The 4,808-nt window shown below is 70.4% G+C and carries 6 protein-coding genes; 1 reads left to right on the top strand and 5 read right to left on the bottom strand.

The window, feature by feature from the left end; all coding sequences use genetic code 11:
- On the bottom strand, window positions 1-1,151 hold a 1,151-nt coding region (locus I0C86_RS39095; RefSeq protein WP_407676398.1), incomplete at its 3' end, for a L,D-transpeptidase.
- Window positions 1,152-1,455: 304 nt separating this feature from the next.
- Here I0C86_RS39095 and I0C86_RS39090 point away from each other — a divergent pair.
- On the top strand, window positions 1,456-2,061 hold the full coding sequence (locus I0C86_RS39090) for a DUF1349 domain-containing protein (RefSeq protein ID WP_230395543.1): 606 nt from the start codon (window positions 1,456-1,458) through the stop codon (window positions 2,059-2,061).
- A 7-nt stretch (window positions 2,062-2,068) separates the two neighbouring features.
- Here the strand turns inward: I0C86_RS39090 and I0C86_RS39085 are convergent, their stop codons facing one another.
- From I0C86_RS39085 to I0C86_RS39070, 4 genes are all read right to left on the bottom strand, one after another.
- The gene (locus I0C86_RS39085; protein ID WP_196206353.1) at window positions 2,069-2,854 is read right to left on the bottom strand and encodes an IclR family transcriptional regulator; all 786 of its coding nucleotides are present in this window, start codon (window positions 2,852-2,854) and stop codon (window positions 2,069-2,071) included.
- Window positions 2,851-3,231, bottom strand: coding sequence for a 4-carboxymuconolactone decarboxylase (gene pcaC, locus I0C86_RS39080; protein ID WP_196206352.1), 381 nt, complete (start codon window positions 3,229-3,231; stop codon window positions 2,851-2,853). Before pcaC ends, I0C86_RS39085 begins: the two co-directional genes overlap by 4 nt.
- The gene (gene pcaD / locus I0C86_RS39075) at window positions 3,224-4,063 is read right to left on the bottom strand and encodes a 3-oxoadipate enol-lactonase (protein WP_196206351.1); all 840 of its coding nucleotides are present in this window, start codon (window positions 4,061-4,063) and stop codon (window positions 3,224-3,226) included. Before pcaD ends, pcaC begins: the two co-directional genes overlap by 8 nt.
- On the bottom strand, window positions 4,060-4,808 hold a 749-nt coding region (locus tag I0C86_RS39070; RefSeq protein ID WP_255527947.1), incomplete at its 5' end, for a lyase family protein. The genes pcaD and I0C86_RS39070, both read right to left, overlap by 4 nt.

Genomic DNA, 4,808 nt, shown 5'->3' with positions numbered 1-4,808 from the left:
GCGGGCACCGGCAGCGCGCTGCCCTTGACGAACTGGTCCCAGCCGACGTTCCAGGCCGTCCAGCCGTTGCCCTGGTCGAGGGTCACCTCGGTGCCCTTGATCGTGACCAGGTCACCGATCTGGGTGGTATCCATCAGCCAGGCCGCGGCGTCGTCCGACACGTTGGTGCAGCCGTGCGAGGTGTTGGCCTCCCCCTGGGCGTAGACGGACCACGGGGCCGCGTGGATGAACTCGCCACCCCAGGTCAACCGCTGTGCGTTCTGCACCGTGACCACGTAGGGGTCCGGGGAACCCGTGGTGTCGAAGACCGTGGTGGTGTGCTTCTCCATGATCACCATCTTGCCGCTCGACGTCGGGGTGCTGCTCTTACCGAGGCTGACCGGGATCTTCCGCACCAGGTTGTCGTCCTTGAACACCGACATCTGCTTGGTCGCGTTGTCGATCTCCAGGAAGAGCCGGTGGTTGCCGATCTTCGCGGTGCCCGTCCGGTCGGTGTCACCGAAGCTGCCACCACCCATCGGCACCCCGTCGAGCGCGGCGCGAACACTGATCGTCGTGCCCGGCCGCCAGAAGTCGGGCGCCCGGTAGGAGACCTGCCGTCCGCTCTCCTCCCAGGCCCACACCCCCGGCTGCGGCGGATCGGTGTTGACCAGCAACCGCCGCTGGATCCCCGCCCTGGCATCCTTCGGGACGTCGGAGTCGAATGCGACCGTTATCGGCATCGCCACGCCGTAGGTCTGGTTACTCTGCAGATTAAGGTTGGTCACGGTCCGTTTGGCCGGCTTGTCCATCGTGGTGAAGCTGGTCTTTTGGGTGACCGTCTTCCCGGCGTCATTCTTCGCGGTTACCTGGGCGGTATACACCTGCTTGTTCGCCAGAGCCTTGCCGGGCATCCAAGCAGAGCCATCCGGTCGCAGGGCACCATCGACCCGAACACCGTTGGGATCGGTCACGACGACCTCGGTCACCTTGCCACCCGTCACCGTCGTACCGATCTCGACACTGGTCGGCAGATCCTTACTGTCCGGCGCCGGGGTAATCGCCAGCCTGGGTGGTGCCGGTGCCGGCCGCGAGGCCCGTTCGATGGGATTTCCCGTGCAGCCCGCCAGGACCAACGGCACAGCGGTCAGCAACAGCATCACCAACAACACCGCTCGACGCCTCAGTATCATGCTCCCCCCACCCCATTTCCTCCCGCTCCTGGTCGCATTCGACGGCGCACCCGATCCGCCGGGAGCGCGTTCCGGCGAGAACCGCCATTACCCCCGGAATCGCCGCTCAGGCAGGGGGTAAACCCGTGGTGGGCCAGCCGGTTGCCAGATGCGGACCGGACACGGCGGCAGCGGAGAGGCTCGATCGGACGGTACGGGTGGACAGTTCTCCCCGTGGCCCTCGCGGGACGGCCGGGCGGCGCACGGGACGGCACGACCGGCGTCGTTCTGACATCCTGCTCTGATGCGGACCGACATCGGATTGCCAATGGAGTTGGACTGGGAGGTCGCGCCGACCGAGTGCCGGCGCGGCGACGACGGGGCGCTCGCCGTGGTCGCGCCCGCCCGCACCGACATGTTCGTCGACCCGGAGGGCGGCGAGCCGGTGGTGACCGCACCCCGGCTGCTCGGTCCGGCGCCCGAGGGAGACTTCCAGTTCTCCGCCCGGGTCAGTGTCGACTTCGCCGACAGCTTCGACGCCGGATGTCTACTGTTGTACGCCGGTCCCCGGCACTGGGCGAAACTCGCCTACGAACGCTCGCCCCAGGGTGCCGGAATGGCGGTCTCCGTCATCACCCGCGAGTTCTCCGACGACGCCAACGGCTTCGTCGTGGCCGACGGCGCGGCACTCTGGCTGCGGATCGCCCGGCTCGGCCCGGCCTGGGCGTTCCACGCCAGCACCGACGGAAAATGGTGGGAATTCGTCCGGCACTTCCGCCTCGACCCGGCCGAGGAACCGGTACGGATCGGGCTGGAGGCACAGGCGCCGATCGGCTCGGGATGCTCGGTGACATTCGACCGGATCGCCTTCTCCGCCAGCCGGCTCGCCGACCTGCGCGACGGCCGGTAACTTCCGGCTACCGGACCTGTCCGCCGCGCAGATCCTCCTCGATCCGCTTCGCGGTGCCGAGCAGGGGCGGCAGCAGTTCCCGGCGGATCACGTCCGAACTGCCCCGGCTGGCATGCGCCGACACGTTGAGGGCGGCGATCACCGCACCGTCCGCATCCCGGATCGGCGCCGCGAGCGAACGCAGTCCCTCCTCCAGTTCCTGGTCGACGATCGCGTAGCCCTGGCTGCAGATCCGGTTCAGGATGGTCCGCAACTTCGTCGGATCGGTGACCGTACGCCGGGTCAACGCCCGCAGTTCCGCCTTGCCGAAGTAGTCGTCCAGCCACTGGCTCGGTTGGGCGGCCAACAGCACCCGGCCCATCGAGGTGGCGTACGCCGGGAACCGGGTGCCGACGCTTATCGCCACCGTCATGATCCGTTTGGTGGGTACCCGGGCGACGTAGACCACCTCGTCGCCGTCGAGGACCGACATCGAACAGGACTCGTGCACCTGCGCGACGAGGCTCTCCATGTGTGGCTGGGCTACCTCGGGCAGGCTCAGGCTGGACAGGTAGGCGTAACCGAGTTCCAGGATGCGGGCCCGCAACGAGAACAGCCGACCGTCGGTACGCATGTAACCCAACTCGACCAGGGTGAGCAGGAAGCGCCGGGCCGCCGCCCGGGTGAGGCCGGTCGCACGGGCGACCTCGCTCAGGGTCAGCTGGGAATGATCCGCGTCGAACGCCCGGATGACCGCGAGTCCTCGTTCCAACGACTGGACGAACTCGCCGGTCCGCGCCGTCTCCTCGGTCACCCGTCCTCCTGCCGCAGGGTCTCCTGGGCGACCTTGAACGCCCGGTTCGCCGCTGGAACGCCAGCGTAGACGCTCACCTGGAGCAACACCTCCCGGACCTCCTCCCGGGTGAGACCGTTGCGCAGCGCGGCCCGTACGTGCATCGCCAGCTCATCGTCGTGGTGCAGGGCGGCCAGCACGGCGAGGGTGACGCAACTGCGGGTACGCCGGTCCAACCCGGGCCGGGTCCAGATGTCACCCCAGGCGTACCGGGTGATCAGGTCCTGGAAGTCCGCCGTGAACTCGTCTGTGTTCGCGACCGCGCGGTCGACGTGCGCGTCGCCGAGGACCTCACGCCGCACGACCATGCCCGCCTCGTGCCGTTCCCGGTCATCCATCCACCCGCTCCTTCCGCAGGCCGCCGTTCGGCCGATGTTCCGTGCCGGGACCGTCGCCGCCGGAGAAGCGGTCGAGGAAGTGGTCGAGCAGCAGCCGGGTGATCCGTTCCGGTTGCTCGACACTGGCCAGATGGGCGGCGTCGCCGACCACCCGCAGTCCGGCCCCCGCAATGCCGTCGACCAGCACCCGCGCGTGTTCGACCGGGATCGCCGGATCGTTGGCGCCGGCGAGAACGAGGGTGGGAGCGGTGATCCGGGCCAGGTCGGCCCGCAGGTCCATCTCGGCGATCGCCTCACAGCAGGCGGCGTACCCCTCGGCGGGGGTGGCGGTGAGCATCGACCGGTACTCCGCGACCTCCGCGGGCCGGGCGGTGGCGAACCCCTTCGTGAACCAGCGCGCCAGTACCGCGTCGGCGACCGCCTCGACCCCGCCGGCCCGGGTAGCCGCGGCACGGTCCCGCCAGCCCTGTGCCGGGCCGAGCCCGGCCGAGGTGCAGAGCAGGGCGAGCCGGTCGATCCGGTCGGGCGCGTTCGCGGCGAGCCACATTCCGACCATCCCGCCGAGGGACAGCCCGGCGTACGAGGCCCGCCGGATCCGGAGGTCGTCCAGCAGGCGCAGCACCGCGGTGCCGAGTTCGGCGATGCTGTACGGACCGTCGGGCACGTCGGAGTCGCCGTGCCCGAGGTGGTCGTACCGGACCACCCGGAAGTGCTCGGTGAGCGCGGCCAGCTGCGGCTGCCACATCGCCCCGGAGGTGCCGAGCGAACTGCCGAGTACGAGTACCGGGGCGTCGGTCGGTCCGTCGACGTTGGCGTGCAGGCGAGATGTCATGACCCGTCCTCCGGGATGCTGGGCGTCGGCGGGTCCGTCGCGACCGCCCGAACCGCCGCGCTCCCCGGGTACGCGTCGGACTCGTGGTAGGCGCGGAGTGCCCGGTCGACGAAGACGCCCGCCGAACCGAGCCAGTTCGCCGGATCGAGCGCCCGGTCGAGGTCGTGCACGTCCAGGTGTGCCCGGACCGCCGGGTCGGCGAGCAACCCGGCCCGGAAGTCCGGTGCGGAGACCGCCCGGGCCACCACGTCGTGCGCCTCCGCTCGCCCCAGTACCGGGGCGAGCCGGGTCGCCACCGCCTCGGCCAGCACCCGGCCGCCGAGCGCGTCGAGGTTCGCCCGCATCCGCTGTGGACGTACCTCGAGGTTGGCCAGCAGCCGGGCGGCCCGCGAGGTCACCCCGCCAGCCAGCCGCAGGAGGTCGAGCAGCGGTTCCCACTCGGCGTGCCAGCCACCGGTGGCCCGCTCGTGTTCCTGTACGGCGGCGGCGTACAACGTGGCCAGCAGGCCGGGACCGCGCCGGGCCGCCGCACCGAGCAGGATCGCGTCCACCGGATTGCGTTTGTTCGGCATCGCCGACGACCCGCCCCGGCCCGGACCGCCGCCCTCGGCCACCTCGGCCACCTCGGACTGGGCGAGCAGTCCGACGTCGAGGCCGAGCTTGCCGGTCGCGGCGAGCAGTCCGCCGAGCGCCGCCCCGAGATCGAGCAGGGGCTGCCGCCGGGTGTGCCAGGGCAGCCGACTGT

The sequence above is a fragment of the Plantactinospora alkalitolerans genome, from assembly GCF_015690345.1.
GTDB classification, from domain to species: Bacteria; Actinomycetota; Actinomycetes; order Mycobacteriales; family Micromonosporaceae; genus Plantactinospora; species Plantactinospora alkalitolerans.
The sequence above is the reverse complement of the archived record's forward strand: the minus strand, read 5'-3'. Positions and strand labels throughout refer to the sequence as shown.